The organism is Pseudomonas sp. DG56-2 (genome assembly GCF_004803755.1).
Lineage (GTDB): Bacteria > Pseudomonadota > Gammaproteobacteria > Pseudomonadales > Pseudomonadaceae > Aquipseudomonas > Aquipseudomonas auratipiscis.
The window spans coordinates 785,872-807,741 of sequence record NZ_CP032311.1 but is presented as its reverse complement, the minus strand read 5'-3'; the positions used below and the strand labels follow the sequence as shown (position 1 = coordinate 807,741).

The window sequence follows — 21,870 nt, the reverse complement described above, 5'->3', positions numbered from 1 at the left end:
CTCGCTAGCCGCCATAATGGCCCACTCGAAATCACCAAGACCCAGAAGGATCGCCCGTGAGCCAAGCTTTGATCACCGCGCTACAGAATCCCGCCCTGTTCCCTCACCCGGTGAGAGAGTTCCAGCTCATCGAGACGCATATCTCCTGGGTGCTGCTGACTGGCGACTATGCCTACAAGATCAAGAAGCCAATGAACTTCGGCTTTCTCGACTTTACCGAGCTGTCCCAGCGCGCGCACTTCTGTGCCGAGGAACTGCGCCTCAACCAGCGCCTGACCGAAGGTTTGTATCTGGAAGTGTTGCCGATCTGCGGAAGTGCCGAGGCGCCGCAACTGGGCGGCGAGGGCGAACCGATCGAGTACGTCCTGAAGATGCGCCAGTTCCCTCAGGAGCAGATGCTCAGCACCCTTCAGGCCAATGGTGAACTGACCGCCGCACACATCGACCAGATGGCCCGGCAGATCGCCGAGTTCCACCTGAGCGCCCCCAAGGTTGCAGAGGAGCATCCGCTGGGCACGCCAGACAGCGTGATGATGCCGGTGGAACAGAACTTCGAGCAGATCCGGCCATTCCTGAGCGACAAGGCCGATCTGCTGCAACTCGATGCGCTGCAAGCCTGGGCACAGGACAGCTTCAAGCGCCTGCACGGCCTGCTCGAAGCGCGCAAGGCTGAAGGGTTCATTCGCGAGTGTCACGGTGATATTCACTTGGGCAACGCCACCCTGATCGACGGCAAGGTGGTGATCTTCGATTGCATCGAGTTCAACGAGCCCTTCCGCCTGACCGACGTCTATGCCGATGCTGCGTTTCTGGCAATGGACCTGGAAGACCGCGGCCTGAAGTCTCTGTCGCGCCGCTTTATCAGCCAGTATCTGGAACTGACGGGTGACTATGCGGGCCTGGAACTGCTGAATTTCTACAAAGCCTACCGTGCGCTGGTGCGGGCCAAGGTCGCTTTGTTCAGCATGCCAAGCGGAGCCGATGCCGTAGCACGCGCCACGACTCTGCGCACCTACCGCAACTACGCCAACCTGGCAGAAAGCTACAGCGCTATTCCTTCACGCTTCCTGGCTATCACCCATGGTGTTTCTGCCGTTGGCAAAAGTCACGTAGCCATGCGTCTGGTCGACGCACTGGGCGCCATTCGCCTGCGCTCGGACGTGGAACGCAAGCGCATGTATGGTGAACAGGCAAGCGACAGCGCAGGCCAACTGAAGGCCGGCATTTATAGCGAAGACGCCAGCCACGCCACCTACCAGCGCTTGCACCAATTGGCCGAGACCGTGCTGCGCGCCGGCTTCCCGGTGGTCATTGACGCCACTTACCTCAAGCAGGATCAACGTCGCGCTGCAGCCCACGTGGCCAGCGAAACCGGCGTGCCGTTTCTGATTATTGACTGCAACGCACCTCAGGCAGTGATCGCCAGCTGGTTGGCACAGCGTCAGGCGGACAACGACGACCCGTCCGATGCGACCCTGGAAGTCGTACAAGCCCAGCAAGCCAGCCGCGACCCGCTGAGCGCCGAAGAGCTGCTGCAAAGCAAACGCGTCGAAACCAATGAAAGCGGAAGCCTCGACCTGCTGGTCGAACAGATTCGCCAGCGCCTACCTGGGCTGTAATTCATTCGGGACGTGAAGCAGTCGACACTTCCCGCCTGAACTCAGGCGCCCCCGCAATGATGGCACTATAGTGTCATCACAAGTCCAACAGGGAGGCGCCTTCATGAATCAGCCAAGGCAATTGGACAGCGCACTGTATGCGCTGGTGCATGACGAACAGATCGCCAGCTTCAACCGCGAAAAGCCCATGGACATCCACATCGACTTTCGCGGCGGTGATTTTCGCGGCCTCGACTTGCGTGCGCTGGACACCACCGGGATCGATTTCACCGATGCCTATTTCCGCGCCGCCGACCTGCGTGGTCTGGACCTGCGAGAAAACCCACTGGAAGGCGCAAGCTTGGCGCACGCACAAATCTCCGGTACTTATTTCCCGGTTGAGTTGAGCGCCGACGAGATTCTCATGTCGGTCAATTTCGGCACTCGCTTGCGCTACAACACCCGCTAACGCCTCTACTACAGCCCCCGCCAGCCAAGCGCTGGCGGGGGCTCGTGGCTACTTGTCGGCCTACGGATGGCAAAACGCCGCGTATTTTCGAAGTGCCGCTACACTGCTCATTGACCCGCCAGCGATTCCTTCTGAAGACCCGTTCAGCCGTCGCAAGGAGGCTTGATGAACGATGAACTCCAGCATCTGAAAAACCTAGGCAAGACTTCTGCGCAGTGGTTGCATGCGGTCGGCATCCACAGTGCTTCGGATCTACGTCGTCTGGGTGCAGTAAATGCCTACAAAGCTGTACGCACTAGAGGCTTTCGAGCGTCGAAAGTGCTGCTCTACGCGATTGAAGGCGCCTTGCTCGGTGTGCATTGGAATGAAATTCCGGCCGACCGCAAGGAAGCCTTGAACCAGCAACTCGATGCCAAACCTGTTCAGAAAAATAATTGAGAATTTCGAAAGAGGACAGTTGACACCGTAATGAGAATCGTTATGATTATCACAACTGGTCGCGAGACTGGTTGGATAAGCTGAAAGCCCCTGGTTCGGACTCTCAGATTATCTCCTCATCAGGCTAATCACGGTTATTGACCCGGCACTTTGCCGGGTCTTTTTTTTGCCTGGAATCAGCCCAGGCCACACGGTATAAAGCGTCCGGCACAATAAACAAACGCTAACGATCCGAGGATTGTTGGCGTTCAAGCAGCAAGCCGAGACTGATTCAGGTACCGTTCGTTATGCACTTTCTTTGTTTACCCGAGCAATTGAGCGAAGGTCAAAGCCGCGGCTTCACAATCGACGGCCGCGCGTTGTTTGCCGTACGCCGCACAGGCCAGGTCTACCTGTATCGCAACCGTTGCCCTCACCGGGGAATAGCCCTGAACTGGGAGCCCAATCAGTTTCTCGACAGCAGTGGCAGCCTGTTGGCATGCGGTCACCATGGAGCACTGTTTCTGATCGAGTCCGGCGAATGTGTCGCCGGCCCCTGCGCCGGGGAACACCTGGACGCCCTGGATTGCCTCGAAGACAGCCAGGGCATCTGGCTTATTGAGTGAGCAATACCGGTAGCGCCCGATCAATGTAGATCTGTTCACCATCAATCCGCGTGCCGTAGGCCAGCACCTCAACGCCTTCTGCTACCGCCGCACGCAGAGCTTGTGCATAGGCATCATCGATTTCTGCGGCCGGCCTGACAGCCTCCACACCGCTGAGATTCACACAGTACAGCTGTACGGCACGAACCCCTTGTCGGGCCAGCGCCGCCAGCTCGCGCAAATGTTTGGCGCCGCGCTGGGTCACGGCATCGGGAAAGGCTGCCACCGCTGAGCCGTCAAAACCGAGCGTCACGCTTTTGACCTCGACATAAGCGGGCCCCTCGGCATACTCCAGGCAAAAATCGATGCGGCTGCGTTCCTCGCCATAAGCAACTTCGCGCCTCAACCCGGTAAAGCCGGCCAGTTCGCTTATAACCCCGGCACGTAGGGCCTCTTCAACCAACGCATTGGCCCGTCCGGTGTTCACACATGCCAGGCGCCCTTGCGGGGTCTCACTGATTTCCCAGGTGCCAGGCAACTTGCGCTTGGGGTCGTTGGAGCGGCTGAACCAGACTTGCCCACCCTCCACCATGCAATTGAGCATTGAGCCGGTATTAGGACAGTGGATGGTGATCTGCTCACCACTGGCCAGCTCGATATCGGCCAGGAAGCGCTTATAGCGACGCAGCAGTCGGGCAGTTTCGAGTGTTGGGGAAAATCGCATCAGCCTTGCCAGCTCCGCAATCCACGGGCTATTCGTTCTACAGCCTCCTCAAGACGCGGCAGGCTTTGGGTGTAAGCAAAGCGAACATGATGCCCGGCTTGATAGCGGCCAAAGTCCAGACCTGGCGTAAAGGCCACATGCTCTGTTTCCAGAAAGTGCTGGCAGAACGCGAAGGCATCACCTCCAAAGGCACTTATGTCGGCATACAGATAAAAGGCGCCTTGCGGCTCCACGGCAATCTTGAAGCCCAGTTCACGCAGCGCTGGCAACAGGTAGTCCCGACGGCGGGCAAATTCGCCACGGCGTTCTTCCAGAATGGCCAGGGTTTGCGGTTGGAAACACGCCAGCGCGGCATGTTGGGCCATGCTCGGCGCGCTGATGTACAGGTTCTGCGCCAGCTTCTCCAGATCACCTACGGCTGCGGGCGGGGCGACCAACCAGCCGAGACGCCAGCCGGTCATCCCGAAATATTTGGAAAAGCTATTCAGGACGAAGGCATCATTGTCGACTTCCAGCACACTGGCCGCGTCCATGCCGTAAGTCAGACCGTGGTAGATCTCATCGACCACCAGGTGGCCATTGTGGGCGCGGGTCGCCGCCGATAGACCAGCAAGCTCGGTACGATCAAGCACGGTGCCAGTCGGGTTGGCTGGCGACGCCACCAGCGCGCCAACGCTGTCCTGATCCCAATAGCGCTCAACCAGATCGGCCGTCAGCTGATAGTTGACCTCAGGACCGACAGGCACCAACTGTGCGCCACCTTCGACCAGGCGCAGAAAGTGCCGGTTGCACGGGTAACCAGGGTCCGCCAGCAGCCAGTGTTTGCCCGGATCGACCAGCAAGCTGCTGGCCAGCAGCAAGGCACCGGAGCCACCGGGGGTCACAAGAATTCGCTCGGGGTCGATGCTCAATCCATACCGCTGCTGGTAAAAGCCAGAGATAGACTCACGCAAAGCCGGCAAGCCACGCGCGGCGGTATAGCGAGTATGCCCGGCAGCCAAGGCAGCCTGACCGGCCTCAACGATCGGTGCGGCGGTGGTGAAGTCCGGTTCGCCGATTTCCAGGTGGATCACATCACGCCCGCTGGCTTGCAGTTCGTTGGCACGAGCCAGCAGGGCCATTACGTGAAAGGGTTCTATGGCGCGGCTGCGCGCACTGTAGGAGTGGGCCATCAACCTTCTCTCAAATAGGTCTAGAATAATGATTCTACCTGCGCACCGAGTCGAACGTGTGGCTAAACCTGCTGTCAACAACGAAGACACCTGGGAGTAGCGCGCCCCGATTCGATCTGGTAAGTTCGGCGGCTCGCAGTCGCAGGGCCGGCGGGCGCCGGAGATGGAGCAGCCTGCGCAATGGATTAGAAGAGTGAGAGGCGGTCTATTCATGTCCACCCAAGAAAAGCAACAAAGTAGTCAACTCGTTCGCGGCTTCGAACCCTATAAAGAAGCAAAGGGTGAGGAGTACATGGGCGAGCCCATGCGCAAACATTTCGCCAAGCTCCTTCAGAACTGGAAGCGGGAGCTGATGGAAGGCGTAGACAAGACTGTGGACCACATGAAAGACGAGGCAGCCAACTTCCCGGACCCAGCCGATCGCGCCAGCCAGGAAGAAGAGTTCGCCCTCGAATTGCGTAACCGCGACCGCGAACGCAAGCTGATCAAGAAGATCGATAAAACCCTGCAACTGATCGAAGACGAAGAATACGGCTGGTGTGAAAGCTGCGGCGTGGAAATCGGTATTCGCCGATTGGAAGCCCGCCCAACCGCAGACTTGTGCTACGACTGCAAGAGCCTGGCGGAAATCAAAGAGAAACAGGTCGGTAAGGCCTGATTTCACTCGAACGGGGCGCTCAAGGCGCCCCGTTTCATTCATGGCTGTATCGATTGCCTCATGAGCATGAACACTCCTCGCTACATCGGGCGCTTTGCCCCCACCCCAAGCGGATTCCTGCACTTCGGCTCGCTGGTCGCTGCCCTCGCCTCCTGGCTCGATGCCCGAGCAGTCGGTGGCACCTGGCTCCTGCGCATGGAAGATATCGATCCTCCCCGCGAAGCCCCCGGCGCCCAGGCAGCGATCCTGCGCACCCTGGAAAGCTACGGCCTGGAATGGGACGGAGAAGTGGTTTATCAAAGCCTGCGCCACGACGCCTATGCCGAGGTGGTTGAGCGCTTGTTTCGCCAAGGTCTGGCTTATGCCTGCACCTGTTCGCGTAAACAACTGGAAGGTTACAACGGCATTTATCCCGGCTTATGCCGCAATGCCGGCCACGGACAGCAGGATGCCGCGATTCGCCTGCGTGTTCCGGAGTTGATCTACCGGTTCGAAGACCGTGTCCAGGGGGCGTTCGAACAACACCTGGGGCAGGAGGTTGGTGACTTCGTCATACGTCGACGCGACGGGCTGTATGCCTATCAACTGGCGGTCGTGCTCGATGACGCTTGGCAAGGAGTAACGGATATCGTGCGCGGCGCAGATCTGCTGGACAACACCCCGCGCCAGCTATACCTGCAGGAACTGCTGGGTCTGTCGCAACCCCGTTACCTGCACGTACCGCTCATTACTCAGCCGGATGGCCACAAGCTTGGCAAAAGCTATCGCTCTGCACCGCTGCCTACCGAGCACGCCACGCCCCTGATCCTGCGTGCCTTGCGCGCCCTCGGCCAGAACACCGATTCAGCAATGGAGCAGGGCACGCCAGCCGAAGTACTGGCTCACGCCGCCCAGCATTGGAACCCCAGCGCCATAGCTCGGCGCCACAGCGTACCTGAAGCAGACCTTCACTAACGCGTCCGTGTTGTGGGTGCCAGCGATCGGGCGTGCAGTGGCTGTAAAAGACCAATAAATTCAAAACTTTGGCTAAAACGCGCGAGGCCGTTTGCAGGCGCCAGCCCATCCGTTACCATCGGCTCAGCCATTTGCGCCAATAATAAGTCCAGCCCAAGCGCACCCTAACCTTTGAGGCCAGCATGTATATCTATCGTTTGGTCCTGCTTCTGGTTGTGGGGATCTATCTGTTCTCCCCGGCCATCATGGACTGGTGGATCGAGCCAACCGGTGCCTGGTATCGCCCTTACCTGCTCTGGCTGATCCTGATCGTCGTGACCTTTATCCTGCAGAGCCAACGTGATGCCGATGAGCTTTAGTCTGACCCAGATGATCCTGATCAGCGCCGCGTACCTGTTGGTGCTGTTCGGCGTAGCGTGGGTCAGTGAACGCGGCATGATCCCGCGCTCAATCATTCGCCACCCCCTGACCTATACGCTGTCGCTGGGCGTCTACGCCAGTGCCTGGGCGTTTTATGGATCGGTGGGTCTCGCCTACCAGTACGGTTACGGTTTTCTCGCCTGTTACCTGGGCGTTTCTGGCGCTTTTCTGCTTGCGCCAGTATTGCTTTACCCCATTCTCAAGATCACCCGTACTTATCAGCTGTCGTCACTGGCTGATCTGATTGCCTTCCGCTTTCGCAGCACCTGGGCGGGGGCTCTGACCACAATTTTCATGTTAATTGGCGTGCTGCCTTTATTGGCGTTGCAAATCCAGGCAGTAGCCGACTCCATCAGCATTCTTACCGGTGAGCCGGTCAAGGCCCGGGTGGCCTTGGCCTTCTGCGCCTTGATCACCCTGTTCACGATCTTTTTTGGCTCTCGCCACATTGCTACGCGGGAAAAACATGAAGGTCTGGTTTTTGCCATTGCCTTCGAGTCGGTGATTAAACTCCTGGCGTTGGGCGGCATTGGCCTGTATGCGCTGTACGGGGTGTTTGGTGGTCCGCACCAGTTGGAAGTCTGGCTGCTGCAAAACCAGACCGCCCTGGCTGCTCTGCATACGCCGCTGCAAGAAGGTCCTTGGCGAACCCTACTGCTGGTGTTCTTCGCCTCGGCAATCGTTATGCCGCACATGTACCACATGGCCTTTACCGAAAACCTCAATCCTCGCTCGCTGGTTAGCGCCAGCTGGGGACTGCCGCTATTTCTGCTGCTGATGAGCCTGGCTGTACCGCTGATCCTCTGGGCCGGTTTGAAGATGGGCGCCAGCACCAGCCCTGAATACTTCACCCTGGGCCTGGGCATCGCGGCCAACAACCAGGCGCTGGCGCTGCTTGCCTATGTCGGCGGGCTATCGGCCTCAAGTGGCCTGATCATCGTGACCACCCTAGCGCTGTCGGGCATGGCCCTGAACCATCTGGTGCTACCGCTGTACCAGCCACCCGCGGAGGGCAACATCTATCGCTGGCTGAAATGGACCCGTCGCGCACTGATCGTAGCGATCATCGCCGCAGGCTTTGGTTTCTACCTGACGCTGGGCAGCCAGCAAGACCTCGCCAACCTCGGTATCGTTGCCTTCGTCGCAACGCTGCAGTTCTTGCCAGGTGTGCTGTCGGTACTGTACTGGCCGACCGCCAACCGCCGGGGCTTCATTGCCGGTTTGCTCGCCGGGATTCTGGTGTGGATGGTGACCATGCTGTTGCCGCTGGTAGGCAATCTGCAAGGTTTCTACATTCCGCTGCTGAACATGATCTATGTGCTCGACGACACCAGTTGGCACATGGCAGCTATTGCCTCGCTGGCCGCCAACGTACTGCTGTTCACCCTGATTTCGCTGTTCACCAACGCCAGTAGCGAAGAAGTCAGCGCTGCCGAAGCTTGCGCCGTGGATAACGTTCGGCGTCCGCAACGGCGTGAACTGCATGCCGCGTCGCCTCAGGAGTTCGCCACCCAACTGGCCAAGCCCCTGGGTGCAAAAGCTGCGCAGAAGGAAGTGGAACAGGCGTTGCGTGATCTTTATCTGCCATTCGACGAGCGCCGCCCATACGCCTTGCGCCGTCTGCGCGATCGTATTGAAGCCAACCTCTCGGGCTTGATGGGGCCGAGCGTGGCCCAGGACATGGTCGAGACCTTTCTGCCCTACAAGTCCGGTAACGAAAATTATGTTACCGAAGACATTCACTTCATCGAAAGCCGACTGGAAGACTATCACTCGCGCCTGACCGGTCTTGCAGCCGAGCTCGACGCCCTGCGCCGCTACCATCGCCAAACATTGCAGGAACTGCCGATGGGCGTCTGCTCGCTGGCCAAGGATCAGGAGATCCTGATGTGGAACAAGGCCATGGAAGAACTCACCGGCATTCCCGCCAAACGCGTGGTGGGCTCGCGCCTGACCACCATCGGTGAGCCCTGGCGTGGATTGTTGCTGGGTTTCACCAATATCCCCGATGAGCATTTGCACAAACAACGGCTGGGCCTGGACGGTCAGACCCGCTGGCTTAACCTGCACAAAGCGGCCATTGATGAACCTTTGGCGCCAGGTAACAGCGGCCTGGTGGTACTGGTCGAAGACCTCACCGAAACCCAGGCCCTGGAAGACAAGCTGGTGCACTCGGAACGGCTGGCCAGCATCGGTCGTCTCGCCGCCGGTGTGGCTCACGAGATTGGCAATCCGGTTACCGGTATCGCGTGCCTGGCGCAGAACCTGCGCGAAGAGCGCGAGGATGACGGCGAAATCACAGAATTGAGCAGCCAGATTCTCGAACAGACCAAACGCATTTCCCGCATCGTCCAATCGTTGATGAGCTTTGCCCATGCGGGCAGCCATCAACAAAGTGACGAGCCGGTGTGCCTGGCCGAAGTGGCCCAGGACGCCATTGGCTTGCTGGCCTTGAACCGGCGCAATTTCGAAGTACAGTTTTTCAACCTGTGCGACCCCGAGCACTGGGTCGATGGCGACCCGCAACGCTTGGCCCAGGTTCTGATCAACTTGCTGTCCAACGCTCGCGATGCTTCACCGCCCGGCAGCGCCGTGCGCGTCAAGAGCGAAGCCAGCGAGCATACCGTTGACCTGATCGTCGAGGACGAAGGCAGCGGCATTCCGAAAAACATCATGGATCGTCTGTTCGAACCCTTCTTCACTACCAAGGACCCGGGCGAAGGTACCGGACTGGGGCTTGCTCTGGTCTATTCCATCGTGGAAGAGCATTATGGACAAATCACCATCGACAGCCCGGCCGATACTCAAAGCCAGCGTGGCACCCGGATCCGAGTGACCCTGCCACGTCATGTCGTAGCGACGTCCGCTGTGAACTGAGACCGTCGAGAGAATTGAATCAATGCCGCACATTCTGATCGTCGAAGACGAAACCATTATCCGCTCGGCCTTGCGCCGATTGCTGGAGCGCAACCAGTACCAGGTCAGCGAGGCCGGATCGGTGCAGGAAGCCCAGGAGCGCTTCAGCATTGCCACCTTCGACCTGATTGTCAGTGACCTGCGCCTGCCGGGTGCACCCGGCACCGAACTGATCAAGCTCGGTCAAGGTACGCCGGTGCTGATCATGACCAGCTACGCCAGCCTGCGCTCTGCCGTCGATTCGATGAAGATGGGCGCAGTAGACTACATCGCCAAGCCTTTCGATCATGACGAAATGCTCCAGGCTGTGGCGCGCATCCTGCGTGATCGCCAGAACGCTCCAGCCGCTGCTGTCGAAGCACGTGCCAATGGCAAGCCTGCTACCGCGGACAAGAGCAGTAATAACGCCGCCAATGGCGAGATCGGCATTATCGGTTCCTGCCCTCCCATGCAGGATCTGTACAGCAAGATCCGCAAGGTCGCGCCTACAGATTCGAATGTGCTGATCCAGGGTGAATCGGGCACCGGCAAGGAGCTGGTTGCGCGCGCCTTGCACAACCTCTCGCGCCGCGCCAAGGCACCGATGATTTCGGTGAACTGCGCTGCCATTCCGGAAACCCTGATCGAGTCGGAACTGTTCGGCCACGAAAAAGGCGCCTTTACCGGCGCCAGTGCAGGACGCGCCGGCCTGGTCGAAGCAGCCGATGGCGGCACCCTGTTCCTCGACGAAATTGGCGAGCTGCCACTCGAGGCACAGGCTCGCCTGCTGCGCGTTCTGCAGGAAGGCGAGATTCGCCGGGTAGGTTCGGTGCAGTCACAAAAGGTCGACGTGCGCCTTATTGCAGCCACCCACCGTGATCTGAAAAGCCTGGCCAAGATCGGCCAGTTCCGTGAAGACCTTTATTACCGCCTGCACGTAATCGCCCTCAAGCTCCCCGCCCTGCGCGAGCGCGGCGCCGACGTCAACGAAATCGCCAATGCCTTCCTCGCCCGCCAAAGTGCGCGCGTGGGCCGTACTGACCTGCGCTTCGGTCACGATGCCGAGCAGGCCATTCGTCACTACTCATGGCCGGGTAACGTCCGCGAACTGGAAAACGCCGTTGAGCGGGCGGTGATTCTCTGCGAGAGCCCGGAAATTTCCGCAGACCTGCTGGGCATCGACATCGAGCTGAGCGACCTGGAAGACGACGATCCGTTCGCCCTGTCCGGCAACGGCAGCACGCCAAGCAGCACAAGCCATGAGCCCACCGAAGACCTGTCGCTGGAAGACTACTTCCAGCACTTCGTGCTCGAGCATCAGGACCACATGACCGAAACCGAGCTGGCGCGCAAACTGGGCGTCAGCCGCAAGTGTTTGTGGGAGCGCCGCCAGCGCCTGGGTATCCCGCGGCGCAAGAGCGGAGCAACCAGCGACAGCTGATCCCTTTCAGCTGTCATCGAGGCGCAAGGCGGTAACACAGGCAAATGTGAAAAAACTGTTACCTTGACTCAATCTCGTAACAAAAGCCGGGGCTAAAGGTAACGAAGCCCCGGCTTTTTTTTGCCCGCCCACCACCCCAAAACCCCTCCAACCCCTTGTTTTACTGGGGTTTGCAAAAGTTGGCACGGCACCTGCTATATGTTTGGTACAAGAACAATAACAAGCACTGCAAAATACAATAAAAATAAGACGAATCGGCTCACGCACAATAAGAACAAGACGGCGGAGGCGCAGCTAACTGATTCTTTTGGAGAGGAGTTGTTTTTGGGGCTTGCCCCACAACCAGGCAGAGAACAATAAAAACTGCACTCAAGCAGGGCCTGAACTGGTTGGATCACATGATCATTACAACGTCAGCGACCAAAGCAATCCGTTTGCTCTTGAATCCCGGTTAGGGAGATCGTCCACAAGCTTTGCGTTTTGTGGATAGGGCGCTCAACAAAAACAAAAAGCCCGGCAAAAAAATAATAAGAGCACGCAACTACTTCTTGGGGAGCTTCGGCTCCCCTTGTAGTTTCTCCCCCTCGCACCAGCCCTCTTTGCTACCGCCTACACCATCCCCCGAGTAAATGCTAGAATCCCCGCCCATCATGCGGCCATTCTTCGTTTTTGGCCGAACATTCCTTCAAACAGTGCATCCCATGCTGAAGAAGCTGTTCCAGTCGTTCCGTCCTCCCGTACGTGGTCCGCACCACAAGCGCACCACGCCTGAAGTGATCAATAGCGGTCAACACTCGCTGCAACGTGGCCAATTCAGTCGTCATGCGGTGAGCATCGTCGAGCGCCTGCAAAATGCTGGCTACCAGGCCTATCTGGTCGGTGGCTGCGTGCGCGATCAACTCCTGGGGATCACCCCCAAGGACTTCGATGTCGCTACCAGCGCCACCCCCGAGCAAGTTCGCGCAGAGTTTCGCAACGCGCGCATCATCGGTCGTCGATTCAAGCTGGTTCACATCCATTTCGGTCGCGAAATCATCGAGGTTGCCACCTTCCGCGCCAACCATCCGGAAAGCGAAGCAGAAGACACCCACACCTCTTCGCGTAATGAGAGCGGGCGAATTTTGCGTGACAACGTCTATGGCACCCTGGAAGAAGACGCGCAACGTCGCGACTTCACCATTAACGCCCTGTATTACGATCCGGTCAGCGAGCGCATTCTGGATTACGCCAACGGCGTACACGACATCCGCAACCGTCTGATCCGCCTGATCGGTGATCCTACCCAGCGTTACCAGGAAGACCCGGTACGGATGCTGCGCGCCGTGCGCTTCGCCGCCAAGCTCAATTTCGGCATCGAGAAACACACCGTACAGCCGATCCGCGACCTGGCGCCGATGCTGCGCGAAATTCCGGCAGCGCGTCTGTTTGAGGAAACGCTCAAGCTGTTCCTTTCTGGGTACGCAGCCGACACCTTCGAAATGCTGGTCGATCTGCAATTGTTCGACCCGTTGTTCCCTGCCAGCGCCGAAGCCCTGGAAGAACATCCCACTTACACCCACACCCTGATCAGCCAGGCGTTGGTGAACACCGACCTACGCATCAAGCAGGGCAAGCCGGTAACGCCAGCCTTCCTGTTCGCCGCTCTGTTGTGGCCAGCCTTGCCGGGGCGCGCCTTGCGCCTGCAAAGCCGTGGCATGCCGCCGATTCCGGCGATGAATGAAGCGGCGCACGAGCTGATCAGCGAGCAATGTCAGCGTATCGCGATTCCCAAACGTTTCACCTTGCCGATTCGCGAGATCTGGGACATGCAAGAGCGCCTGCCACGTCGTAGCGGCAAGCGCGCCGACCTGCTGCTCGATAACCCACGCTTTCGTGCCGGATATGACTTCCTGCTGTTGCGCGAAAGCGCAGGCGAAGAAACCGATGGCCTCGGTCAATGGTGGACCGATTATCAAGACTGTAATGACAGCGAGCGGCGCGACATGATCCGTGACCTGGGCAGCCGTGATGAAGGCGCCGGTGCAGCGCCGCGCAAACGCAAGCGCAGCCCGAGCAAGCGCAAGCGTGTCGATGGCGGCGCAGGCGAATAAGCATGGAGCGCGTTTACATCGGCCTGGGTAGCAACCTGGACGAGCCCCTGGAGCAACTGCGCAGCGCTATCAACGCGCTGCGCGAGCTACCGGGCACGTCAGTGGCAGCTGTTTCTGCCTTCTACAGCAGCGAATCGCTGTCACCCGGCCAGCCTCGCTACACCAATGCCGTCGCTGCCTTGGATAGCACCCTGGCGCCGCTGGAGCTGCTCGACGCGCTGCAGGCCATCGAAGCCGCCCAAGGCCGTGAACGCAAGGAACGCTGGGGGCCGCGCACCCTGGATCTGGATATCTTGCTGTATGGCGACCAAGTAATCGATATCCCGCGCCTCAAGGTTCCGCATTACCACATGCACGCACGACCGTTCGTCCTCTACCCATTGGCAGAATTGGTCCCGTCCGACTTCACCCTGGCCGATCAGCGCAGCCTCGAGCAGTTACTGGCAGATTGCCCGTTCGTCGGCCTGGAGCGCTTGTAACCGGGCGTCCCCCACAGGGTAACGCCCGTAACAGTGCATTCGTAACAATGCGGTAACAGGGTAATTGACTTAAGCCCCCTCCCTCACGACTATAGGCGTCCAATGGCGCGTGCGCGCCACAAAAAGGCGTATATAGGCCTGGAACAGGTCGTAACCCAAACACCACGATCGATGATGTGCTGTTCCAGAAGATGAATACACGCGTTGTACGCAGTCGTTTTTCACAGCGCCTGAATGAGGATTCCTTTTCATGCCAGATGTAACCCTGACCACCCTGCAGAGCCTCAAGGCCAAGGGTGAGAAAATAGCCATGCTGACCTGCTACGACGCGACCTTTGCCCAGGCCGCCAGCCGTGCCGGCGTGGACATATTGCTGGTGGGTGATTCGCTGGGCATGGTCCTGCAGGGTCATGACAGCACATTGCCCGTGACCAACGCCGAGATGGCCTACCACACTGCCTGTGTAAAACGCGGCAATGAAGGCGCCTTGATCCTCGCTGATCTGCCCTTCATGGCCTGTGCCACCACCGAACAGGCATTCGCCAACAGTGGCGCGCTGATGCAGGCAGGCGCCCATATGGTCAAGGTCGAGGGCGCTGCCTGGCTGGCGGAAACCATCCGCCTGCTGGCTGAGCGCGGTGTGCCGGTTTGCGCTCATATGGGCCTGACCCCACAAACTGTCAATATCCTCGGTGGTTACAAGGTACAAGGCCGCCAGGAAAACCAGGCGCGGCAAATGCGTGCCGACGCTATCGCCCTCGAACAAGCCGGTGCGGCAATGCTACTGCTCGAATGTGTACCGAGCGAGTTGGCGGCTGAAATCACCCAGGCGGTGAGCATTCCAGTCATTGGCATCGGCGCCGGCAGCGCGACCGATGGGCAAGTACTGGTATTGCATGACATGCTCGGTTTGTCGCTGACAGGTCGGGTACCGAAGTTCGTGAAGAACTTCATGGCCGGCCAGAGCGATATCCACAGCGCGCTCAGCGCCTACGTCACCGCCGTCAAGGACGTCAGCTTCCCAGGCAGCGAACACGGGTTCAGTGCATGAATACAGTCAAAACCGTCCGGGAATTGCGTGCCGCCGTGGCGCGTGCGCGCAGCGAGGGTAAACGCATCGGTTTCGTGCCGACCATGGGCAACCTGCACAGCGGGCATGCCGCACTGGTGACCAAGGCGGCGCAGCGCGTCGACTTCGTCGTCGCGAGCATATTCGTCAACCCATTGCAGTTCGGTCCCAGCGAGGACCTGGACAAATACCCGCGGACCCTCGCCGCCGACCAGGAGAAGCTGCTCCAGGCCGGTTGCCACTTGCTGTTCGCTCCAACCGTCGAGGAAATGTACCCCGATGGAATGAACGGCCAGACCCGCGTCAGCGTCCCGCAACTTTCCGAAGGGCTATGTGGCGCAAGCCGCCCAGGCCATTTTGAAGGTGTGGCCACGGTGGTCAGCAAGCTATTCAATATGGTCCAGCCCGATCTGGCGGTGTTCGGCCAAAAGGATTTCCAGCAACTGGCGGTCATTCGCGCGCTGGTGCGTGACCTGAATATGCCGATCCAGATCATTGGCGAGCCTACCGTGCGCGCCGAAGACGGCCTGGCGTTGTCGTCACGCAATGGCTATCTGAACGAAACCCAGCGTGAAACTGCACCTGCGCTTTATCGCCTGCTCAGTGAGATGGCCAAGGCCATCCAGCAAGGTCAACGTGATTACCCGGCGCTGATTGCTCAGGGCCAGGCGCAACTGGCGCAAGCCGGCTTTCGCCCGGACTACCTGGAAATCCGCCAGGCATTGACCCTGCGTCCGGCCACGGCTGAAGACCGCGACCTGGTGATCCTGGTTGCCGCTGTTCTGGGCGCAACCCGTCTGATCGACAACCTGCATCTGAATCTCGACGCCGAGTAGCAATAAACTGGGATGCCCTTGCAACCAGGCTGCGTGCCTATAATGCGCAGCAGCCTGCAAACAGGTCGTTATTTCCAGTGTCCAACGCAGTTCACGCAATAAGGAAACCTGCAGCGATGGCGTATTACCGCACCCCTCATGATGTAACGACCTTGCCTGCGTGGCAGGCGCTCCAGCAGCACCGCGATGCCATGCAGGACTTCAGCATGCGCGATGCATTCAATGCTGATCAGCAGCGTTTCGACCAGCTGTCGCTGAGCACTTGCGGCCTGTTCCTCGACTACTCGAAGAACCTGATCAATAGCCAAACCCGCGAACTGTTGGTCAACCTGGCCAACGAAGTGGGTCTGCAGGAAGCCATCAAGTCGCTGTTCGCTGGCGAGATCCTCAACGCCTCAGAAGAGCGCCCAGCCCTGCATACAGCCTTGCGTCGGCCAGTAGGCGACAAGCTGAACGTCAACGGCGTCAACGTGATGCCCGAGGTGCACAAAGTCCTCAATCAGGTGACAGAGCTGGTCGGCCGCATTCATGACGGCTTGTGGCGCGGTTACAGTGAAAAGCCGATCACCGATGTGGTGAACATTGGCATCGGTGGTTCGTTCCTCGGCCCCGAACTGGTTTCCGAAGCGCTGCTGCCCTACGCCCAGCGTGGCGTGCGTTGCCACTACCTGGCGAACATCGATGGCAGCGAATTCCACGAACTGTCGGCGAAATTACGCGCCGAAACCACGTTGTTCATTGTTTCGTCGAAGTCTTTCAATACCCTGGAAACCCTGAAAAACGCCCAAGCTGCAAGGGTTTGGTACCTGGCGCAGGGCGGCTCGGAAGCCGAGCTGTACAAGCACTTCATTGCCGTGTCGAGTAACAAGGCAGCTGCGGTGGCCTTCGGTATTCGCGAAGAGAACATCTTCCCGATGTGGGATTGGGTAGGCGGTCGTTACTCGTTGTGGTCAGCCATCGGCTTGCCCATTGCCCTGGCCATCGGCACCGCCAACTTCAAGGAACTGCTGTCCGGTGCCTACACCATGGACCAGCACTTCCAGAACGCCCCCTTCGAGCAGAACATGCCGGTGCTGCTGGCCCTGCTGGGCGTCTGGTACGGCAACTTCTGGGGGGCGCAAAGTCATGCGATCCTGCCGTACGATCACTATCTGCGTAACATTACCAAGCACCTGCAACAACTGGACATGGAGTCCAACGGCAAGAGTGTTCGCCAGGATGGCACACCGGTTAACCACGACACTGGCCCGGTGATCTGGGGTGGCGTTGGTTGCAACGGCCAGCACGCTTACCACCAGTTGTTACACCAAGGCACGCAGTTGATTCCAGCCGACTTCATCGTCCCGGTCGTCAGCTTCAACCCGGTCGCCGACCACCACCAGTGGCTGTATGCCAACTGCCTGTCTCAAAGCCAGGCACTAATGCTCGGCAAGACCCGCGCCGAAGCAGAAGCCGAACTGCGCCAAAAAGGCTTGAGCGAAGCCGAGGTGCAGAAGCTGGCACCGCATAAAGTGATTCCGGGCAACCGTCCAAGCAACACCCTGGTAGTAGAACGCATCAGCCCACGTCGTCTCGGCGCGCTGGTGGCGATGTACGAGCACAAGGTATTCGTACAGAGCGTGATCTGGGGCATCAACGCCTTCGACCAATGGGGCGTGGAGCTCGGCAAGGAGCTGGGCAAAGGCGTCTATCAGCGTCTCACCGGCGGCATCGAAGACGCCGCTGAAGATGCCTCGACCCAAGGCCTGATCAACTTCTTCCGCAGCCGCCACCGCGGTTGATCGCCCGCGGTACCCCTGGCCGGACGAACACTGCCAGGGGTACCGACTACACTGTCCTGACAAAAACAGACAGGACAGGACCCCGCCATGTTCGATATCAGCGCCTACCCCCACGCCGATGCCGTCAGCAAAGCGGCGCAACTGAATCAGGCCGACTATGAGCGCCTGTACCGCCAATCGATCGAAGACCCTGATAGCTTCTGGACCGAACAAGCCAGCATCCTGGATTGGATCAAGCCTTGGAGTCGCATCCAGCAAAGCGACATGAACACCGGTCAAGCGACATGGTTCAAGGACGCTCAACTCAACGTCAGCTACAACTGCATCGATCGTCACCTGGCTTCACGCGGCAACCAGCCTGCAATCATTCGCGAAGGCGATAACCCTGCCGACTTCAGCGTCATCACCTACCGTGAACTGCACAGCCATGTGTGCCGCCTGGCCAATGTGCTCAAGCAGCGCGGCGTGAAGAAAGGGGACCGGGTATGCATTTACATGCCCATGGTCCCCGAGGCCGCTTACGCCATGCTCGCGTGCAGTCGCATCGGAGCGATCCATTCGGTCGTGTTTGGGGGGTTCTCGCCCGATGCGCTGCGTGATCGCATTCTCGACGCCGACTGCCGCACGGTCATCACCGCCGATGAAGGTGTTCGCGGTGGCAAGACTGTGGCGCTGAAGAACAACGTCGACAAGGCCCTGCTCAGTTGCCCGAATGTGAACAGTGTGGTGGTGATCCAACGTACCGCAGGCAAGATCGACTGGAGCGAGGGCCGCGACCTCTGGTATCACGAAGCGATCACTCAGGTAGACGGAGATTGCCCGCCCGAGCCAATGGATGCAGAAGACCCGTTGTTCATCCTTTACACCTCCGGCAGCACCGGCAAACCCAAGGGCGTTCTGCACACCACGGGTGGTTACCTGCTACAGGCTGCCATGACCTTCAAGACCGTGTTCGACTACCGCGATGGCGAAGTGTTCTGGTGCACCGCAGACGTCGGCTGGGTGACCGGGCACAGCTACATCGTCTACGGCCCCCTGGCCAATGGTGCTATCACCTTGATGTTCGAGGGCGTGCCCAACTATCCCGATGCCTCGCGCTTCTGGCAGGTGGTAGATAAGCACAACGTGAACATCTTCTATACCGCCCCCACCGCCCTGCGCGCCCTGATGCGCGAAGGCGAAGCACCGCTCAAATCCACTTCACGCAAAAGCCTGCGTCTGCTTGGCAGTGTCGGCGAGCCCATCAACCCGGAAGCCTGGATGTGGTATTTCAATGCCGTGGGCGAGCAACGGTGTCCGGTAGTCGACACCTGGTGGCAGACCGAAACGGGCGGCATCATGATTACTCCATTGGTTGGCACCCGACACGTCAAGCCCGGCTGTGCTACCCAGCCGATGTTCGGTGTGCAACCGGTGTTGCTCGACGACAAGGGCAAACTGATCGACGGACCCGGCAGTGGCCTGCTGGCGATCAAGGCCAGTTGGCCTGGGCAGATCCGCAGCGTCTATGGCGATCACCAACGGATGATCGACACCTACTTCAAACCGCTACCCGGCTACTACTTCACCGGGGACGGTGCTCGCCGTGACGAAGATGGCGACCTGTGGATAACTGGCCGTGTCGATGATGTGATCAACGTGTCGGGACACCGGATCGGCACCGCTGAAGTCGAGAGCGCCCTGGTCTTGCATGACGCCATCGCAGAAGCCGCCGTGGTCGGGTACCCTCATGATCTCAAGGGTCAGGGTATTTATGCGTTTGTTACCCCCATGAATGGCGTTGATCCGGACGACAAGCTCAAGCAGGAGCTTCTGGCTCTGGTCAGCAAGGAGATTGGCAGCTTTGCCAAACCCGACCTGATTCAATGGGCGCCAACCTTGCCGAAAACCCGTTCAGGCAAAATCATGCGGCGGATCCTGCGCAAGATCGCCTGTAACGAGCTGGAAAACCTCGGTGACACTTCGACACTGGCCGACCCCAGCGTGGTCCAGGGCCTGATCGACAAACGCCTAAACCAGTAAGCGGCAGTCCTACCGGCTGCCGTATCACAAGGTAGCTATGGAAATGATTCGCCGCCGTATCGAAACCCAGGTGATGAGCCTGACCGGCTTGTCCCTGGGACAGCTTGATCTGGAAACCCCAAAGGGTGATCCGGGGTTGTTCGGCCCACAAAGCATCAGTTGGCGTGTACACGGCGATTTTCCCAGCATGCTGGTCGGCGGTATCAGCGCCCTGCTTCTGCAACTACTACACCCACTGGCCCTGGCCGGGGTCTGGGATCATTCCAACTTTCGCCAAGACTTGCTGGGGCGCCTGCGCCGTACCAGCCAGTTCATCTCTGGCACCACCTTCGGCTCCAGCCGCGATGCCAACTGGCTGATCGAAAAGGTCCGGACCATTCATTTGCAGGTAGTCGGCACCTCTGCTGACGGTCGCCCTTACGCTGCTAGTGATCCCGACCTGCTGACGTGGGTGCATGTGGCGGAGGTCAGCAGCTTTCTTGCCGCCCACCTGCGTTACCGCAACCCGCACCTGCCAGTTGCCGAGCAAGATGCCTATTACGCCGAGATTGCCCTGATTGCAGAGCGCCTGGGCGCTCGTGACGTACCACGCTCGTGCCAACAGGTAAGCGACTACCTGCAAGCGATGCGCCCTCACCTGCACTGCGATGAGCGTAGCCACGAGGTGGTGCAAGTGCTGCTCGATGCCCCGGCCCCCAGCCGTCTGGCCAAGCCTGTAGGAAGTCTGATGCTGCATGCAGGCATCGACCTGCTGCCTGATTGGGCCAGCGACTTGCTGCAACTCCAGCAACCGGCGTGGCAGCGCGGCGTGCTTCGTTTGGGGATAAAGACCACTGCCCCCGTCCTGCGCTGGGCCATGCGCGATGGCTCTGCGCACAGGGCACGACGACGCATGGGTATCGACTGAAGGCGAGCAGCCGGTTCGCCAATGGCCGTAAGCCGCGCATCTATGCCACCATGACGGTCGATCAGGGCCCGATAGGCCTGTGCCGTTCTGACACCACAATGAATAAGAGTGAGGACCTGCGCCATGCAAGATGTCGTTATTGTTGCCGCTACCCGTACAGCTGTCGGTAGCTACCAAGGCGCGCTGGCCGCCATTCCCGCAGTAGATCTCGGCGCTGCTGTGATCCGCCAATTGCTGACCCAGACAGGCATCGATGCCGAACTGGTCGATGAGGTCATCCTCGGCCAGGTACTGACTGCAGGCGCCGGGCAGAACCCTGCACGTCAGGCCGCAATCAAGGCAGGCCTGCCCCACGCCGTGCCGGCCATGACTCTGAACAAAGTCTGCGGTTCCGGGCTCAAGGCCCTGCACCTGGCCACCCAGGCCATTCGCTGTGGCGATGCTGAAGTCATCATTGCCGGCGGCCAGGAAAACATGAGCCTGGCCAACTACGTAATGCCTGGCGCCCGCACAGGTCTGCGCATGGGCCACAGTACCCTAATCGACAGCATGATCAGTGACGGCCTATGGGATGCCTTCAATGACTACCACATGGGTATCACCGCCGAGAATCTGGTGGAAAAATACGGCATCAGCCGTGAAGAGCAGGACGCTTTCGCTGCCGCCTCTCAGCAAAAGGCTGCCGCAGCCATAGAAGCGCAGCGCTTCGTCGACGAAATTACCCCGATCCTGATTCCGCAACGCAAGGGCGATCCGGTTGCTTTTGCCACTGACGAACAACCGCGCGCCGGCACCACCGCCGAGTCCCTGAGCAAGCTCAAGCCCGCTTTCAAGAAAGACGGCAGCGTCACTGCCGGCAACGCCTCGTCCCTGAACGATGGCGCCGCTGCCGTGATGCTGATGAGTGCTGCCAAGGCCCAGCAACTGGGGCTGCCGATCCTGGCGCGAATCAAGGCCTACGCCAATGCCGGTGTCGACCCGGCAATCATGGGCATCGGCCCGGTCAGCGCCACCCGTCGCTGCCTGGAAAAAGCCGGCTGGGCGCTAAGCGACCTGGACCTGATCGAAGCCAACGAAGCCTTCGCTGCCCAGGCATTGTCGGTAGGCAAGGAATTGGGCTGGGATGCCAGCAAGGTCAACGTCAACGGTGGCGCGATCGCGCTGGGTCACCCGATTGGTGCCTCGGGGTGCCGCGTACTGGTGACGCTGCTGCACGAAATGATCAAGCGTGATGCGAGCAAGGGGCTGGCTACCCTGTGCATCGGCGGCGGCCAGGGTGTGGCACTGGCAATCGAGCGCTGAAATTGGAAGGTAGCCGGGGCCGCAACGGCCC

The 21,870-nt window shown here is 59.4% G+C and carries 19 protein-coding genes; 17 read left to right on the top strand and 2 right to left on the bottom strand.

Features of this window, described 5'->3' with window-relative positions:
• The first annotated feature begins 56 nt into the window (after window positions 1–56).
• From D3Z90_RS03740 to D3Z90_RS03725, 4 genes are all read left to right on the top strand, one after another.
• Window positions 57–1,619, top strand: a complete 1,563-nt coding sequence (locus D3Z90_RS03740) for a bifunctional aminoglycoside phosphotransferase/ATP-binding protein (RefSeq protein ID WP_136474467.1) — start codon at window positions 57–59, stop codon at window positions 1,617–1,619.
• Window positions 1,620–1,722: 103 nt separating this feature from the next.
• The gene (locus tag D3Z90_RS03735) at window positions 1,723–2,067 is read left to right on the top strand and encodes a pentapeptide repeat-containing protein (RefSeq protein ID WP_136474466.1); all 345 of its coding nucleotides are present in this window, start codon (window positions 1,723–1,725) and stop codon (window positions 2,065–2,067) included.
• A 165-nt stretch (window positions 2,068–2,232) separates the two neighbouring features.
• Window positions 2,233–2,505 carry a TfoX/Sxy family protein gene (locus D3Z90_RS03730; RefSeq protein WP_136474465.1) on the top strand — a complete coding sequence of 91 codons (273 nt, stop codon included), beginning with the start codon at window positions 2,233–2,235 and terminating at the stop codon, window positions 2,503–2,505.
• 287 nt (window positions 2,506–2,792) lie between these two features.
• Window positions 2,793–3,110 (top strand): Rieske (2Fe-2S) protein, encoded by a 318-nt coding sequence (locus tag D3Z90_RS03725; protein ID WP_136474464.1) that lies wholly within the window; start codon window positions 2,793–2,795, stop codon window positions 3,108–3,110.
• Here D3Z90_RS03725 and sfsA read toward each other — a convergent pair.
• On the bottom strand, window positions 3,100–3,813 hold the full coding sequence (gene sfsA, locus D3Z90_RS03720) for a DNA/RNA nuclease SfsA (RefSeq protein WP_136474463.1): 714 nt from the start codon (window positions 3,811–3,813) through the stop codon (window positions 3,100–3,102). The genes D3Z90_RS03725 and sfsA overlap by 11 nt on opposite strands.
• On the bottom strand, window positions 3,813–4,985 hold the full coding sequence (locus D3Z90_RS03715; protein WP_136474462.1) for a pyridoxal phosphate-dependent aminotransferase: 1,173 nt from the start codon (window positions 4,983–4,985) through the stop codon (window positions 3,813–3,815). The genes sfsA and D3Z90_RS03715 overlap by 1 nt, the downstream gene beginning before the upstream one ends.
• Window positions 4,986–5,196: 211 nt before the next feature.
• Here D3Z90_RS03715 and dksA point away from each other — a divergent pair, with 211 nt between their 5' ends.
• The 13 genes from dksA to D3Z90_RS03650 all read left to right on the top strand — a co-directional run bounded on the left by dksA (window position 5,197) and on the right by D3Z90_RS03650 (window position 21,839).
• Window positions 5,197–5,643 carry an RNA polymerase-binding protein DksA gene (gene dksA, locus D3Z90_RS03710; RefSeq protein WP_136474461.1) on the top strand — a complete coding sequence of 149 codons (447 nt, stop codon included), beginning with the start codon at window positions 5,197–5,199 and terminating at the stop codon, window positions 5,641–5,643.
• 66 nt (window positions 5,644–5,709) lie between these two features.
• Complete coding sequence (gene gluQRS / locus D3Z90_RS03705; protein ID WP_136478871.1) at window positions 5,710–6,597, top strand: tRNA glutamyl-Q(34) synthetase GluQRS; 888 nt, start codon at window positions 5,710–5,712, stop codon at window positions 6,595–6,597.
• A 182-nt stretch (window positions 6,598–6,779) separates the two neighbouring features.
• Complete coding sequence (locus D3Z90_RS03700; protein ID WP_003250005.1) at window positions 6,780–6,956, top strand: hypothetical protein; 177 nt, start codon at window positions 6,780–6,782, stop codon at window positions 6,954–6,956.
• Window positions 6,940–9,894 (top strand): sensor histidine kinase, encoded by a 2,955-nt coding sequence (locus D3Z90_RS03695; RefSeq protein WP_168198428.1) that lies wholly within the window; start codon window positions 6,940–6,942, stop codon window positions 9,892–9,894. Before D3Z90_RS03700 ends, D3Z90_RS03695 begins: the two co-directional genes overlap by 17 nt.
• A 22-nt stretch (window positions 9,895–9,916) precedes the next feature.
• Window positions 9,917–11,353 carry a sigma-54 dependent transcriptional regulator gene (locus D3Z90_RS03690; RefSeq protein WP_136474459.1) on the top strand — a complete coding sequence of 479 codons (1,437 nt, stop codon included), beginning with the start codon at window positions 9,917–9,919 and terminating at the stop codon, window positions 11,351–11,353.
• 701 nt (window positions 11,354–12,054) lie between these two features.
• Window positions 12,055–13,443 (top strand): polynucleotide adenylyltransferase PcnB, encoded by a 1,389-nt coding sequence (locus D3Z90_RS03685; protein ID WP_168198427.1) that lies wholly within the window; start codon window positions 12,055–12,057, stop codon window positions 13,441–13,443.
• Window positions 13,444–13,445: 2 nt separating this feature from the next.
• Entirely contained in the window at window positions 13,446–13,922 is a 477-nt protein-coding gene (folK, locus tag D3Z90_RS03680) for a 2-amino-4-hydroxy-6-hydroxymethyldihydropteridine diphosphokinase (RefSeq protein WP_136474457.1), read from the top strand.
• Window positions 13,923–14,172: 250 nt separating this feature from the next.
• A complete protein-coding gene (gene panB, locus D3Z90_RS03675) occupies window positions 14,173–14,973 on the top strand; it encodes a 3-methyl-2-oxobutanoate hydroxymethyltransferase (protein ID WP_136474456.1) in 801 nt (266 codons plus the stop codon).
• Entirely contained in the window at window positions 14,970–15,827 is an 858-nt protein-coding gene (gene panC / locus D3Z90_RS03670; RefSeq protein ID WP_136474455.1) for a pantoate--beta-alanine ligase, read from the top strand. Before panB ends, panC begins: the two co-directional genes overlap by 4 nt.
• A gap of 116 nt (window positions 15,828–15,943) precedes the next feature.
• On the top strand, window positions 15,944–17,608 hold the full coding sequence (pgi, locus tag D3Z90_RS03665) for a glucose-6-phosphate isomerase (protein WP_136474454.1): 1,665 nt from the start codon (window positions 15,944–15,946) through the stop codon (window positions 17,606–17,608).
• 87 nt (window positions 17,609–17,695) lie between these two features.
• On the top strand, window positions 17,696–19,630 hold the full coding sequence (acs, locus tag D3Z90_RS03660; RefSeq protein WP_136474453.1) for an acetate--CoA ligase: 1,935 nt from the start codon (window positions 17,696–17,698) through the stop codon (window positions 19,628–19,630).
• Window positions 19,631–19,667: 37 nt separating this feature from the next.
• Entirely contained in the window at window positions 19,668–20,537 is an 870-nt protein-coding gene (locus D3Z90_RS03655) for an oxygenase MpaB family protein (protein WP_136474452.1), read from the top strand.
• A gap of 123 nt (window positions 20,538–20,660) precedes the next feature.
• Window positions 20,661–21,839 carry an acetyl-CoA C-acetyltransferase gene (locus D3Z90_RS03650; RefSeq protein ID WP_136474451.1) on the top strand — a complete coding sequence of 393 codons (1,179 nt, stop codon included), beginning with the start codon at window positions 20,661–20,663 and terminating at the stop codon, window positions 21,837–21,839.
• Window positions 21,840–21,870 lie beyond the last annotated feature (31 nt).

What these genes read in the sequence shown, in the direction of transcription:
- D3Z90_RS03735 (WP_136474466.1), top strand. Translation starts at nt 1,723, where the DNA reads ATGAATCAGCCAAGGCAATTGGACAGCGCACTGTATGCGCTGGTGCAT.
- D3Z90_RS03730 (WP_136474465.1), top strand. Translation starts at nt 2,233, where the DNA reads ATGAACGATGAACTCCAGCATCTGAAAAACCTAGGCAAGACTTCTGCG.
- D3Z90_RS03725 (WP_136474464.1), top strand. Translation starts at nt 2,793, where the DNA reads ATGCACTTTCTTTGTTTACCCGAGCAATTGAGCGAAGGTCAAAGCCGC.
- sfsA (WP_136474463.1), bottom strand. Translation starts at nt 3,813, where the DNA reads ATGCGATTTTCCCCAACACTCGAAACTGCCCGACTGCTGCGTCGCTAT.
- D3Z90_RS03715 (WP_136474462.1), bottom strand. Translation starts at nt 4,985, where the DNA reads ATGGCCCACTCCTACAGTGCGCGCAGCCGCGCCATAGAACCCTTTCAC.
- dksA (WP_136474461.1), top strand. Translation starts at nt 5,197, where the DNA reads ATGTCCACCCAAGAAAAGCAACAAAGTAGTCAACTCGTTCGCGGCTTC.
- gluQRS (WP_136478871.1), top strand. Translation starts at nt 5,710, where the DNA reads ATGAACACTCCTCGCTACATCGGGCGCTTTGCCCCCACCCCAAGCGGA.
- D3Z90_RS03700 (WP_003250005.1), top strand. Translation starts at nt 6,780, where the DNA reads ATGTATATCTATCGTTTGGTCCTGCTTCTGGTTGTGGGGATCTATCTG.
- D3Z90_RS03695 (WP_168198428.1), top strand. Translation starts at nt 6,940, where the DNA reads ATGCCGATGAGCTTTAGTCTGACCCAGATGATCCTGATCAGCGCCGCG.
- D3Z90_RS03690 (WP_136474459.1), top strand. Translation starts at nt 9,917, where the DNA reads ATGCCGCACATTCTGATCGTCGAAGACGAAACCATTATCCGCTCGGCC.
- D3Z90_RS03685 (WP_168198427.1), top strand. Translation starts at nt 12,055, where the DNA reads ATGCTGAAGAAGCTGTTCCAGTCGTTCCGTCCTCCCGTACGTGGTCCG.
- folK (WP_136474457.1), top strand. Translation starts at nt 13,446, where the DNA reads ATGGAGCGCGTTTACATCGGCCTGGGTAGCAACCTGGACGAGCCCCTG.
- panB (WP_136474456.1), top strand. Translation starts at nt 14,173, where the DNA reads ATGCCAGATGTAACCCTGACCACCCTGCAGAGCCTCAAGGCCAAGGGT.
- panC (WP_136474455.1), top strand. Translation starts at nt 14,970, where the DNA reads ATGAATACAGTCAAAACCGTCCGGGAATTGCGTGCCGCCGTGGCGCGT.
- pgi (WP_136474454.1), top strand. Translation starts at nt 15,944, where the DNA reads ATGGCGTATTACCGCACCCCTCATGATGTAACGACCTTGCCTGCGTGG.
- acs (WP_136474453.1), top strand. Translation starts at nt 17,696, where the DNA reads ATGTTCGATATCAGCGCCTACCCCCACGCCGATGCCGTCAGCAAAGCG.
- D3Z90_RS03655 (WP_136474452.1), top strand. Translation starts at nt 19,668, where the DNA reads ATGGAAATGATTCGCCGCCGTATCGAAACCCAGGTGATGAGCCTGACC.
- D3Z90_RS03650 (WP_136474451.1), top strand. Translation starts at nt 20,661, where the DNA reads ATGCAAGATGTCGTTATTGTTGCCGCTACCCGTACAGCTGTCGGTAGC.